This is a genomic window from Olavius algarvensis spirochete endosymbiont, assembly GCA_900608495.1.
Classification (GTDB): domain Bacteria; phylum Spirochaetota; class Spirochaetia; order DSM-2461; family DSM-2461; genus UBA2779.
Window position 1 is genome coordinate 1 of record UWYT01000042.1, and the last position, 268, is coordinate 268.

Below are 268 nucleotides of genomic sequence, written 5' to 3' on the forward strand. Positions count from 1 at the left end.
GTGCCGGTGCCATCCGCATGACCCCTTGTGCCTGTTCCGGCAAAGGTGCTTACCATCCCCCCGGAGTGATTTTCCGGATGCAGTGGTTGTTAGTATCTGCCACATAGACATTGCCGGATGAGTCCACAGCCACTCCGAGGGGGTTATTAAACTGTGCCGTGCTGCCATCGCCGGCCAAGGTGCTTACCACCCCCGCCGGCGTGATCTTCCGGATGCGGCTGTTCTCAGTATCTGCCACATAGACATTGCCGGATGAATCCACAGCCAC

Annotated in this window: 1 protein-coding gene; it reads right to left on the reverse strand. The window is 58.2% G+C overall.

The features are described 5' to 3' along the window. Positions 1-49: 49 nt before the first annotated feature. The coding region (locus S1OALGB6SA_RS00880; RefSeq protein ID WP_503465859.1) for a hypothetical protein at positions 50-268 on the reverse strand (219 nt) is incomplete at its 5' end.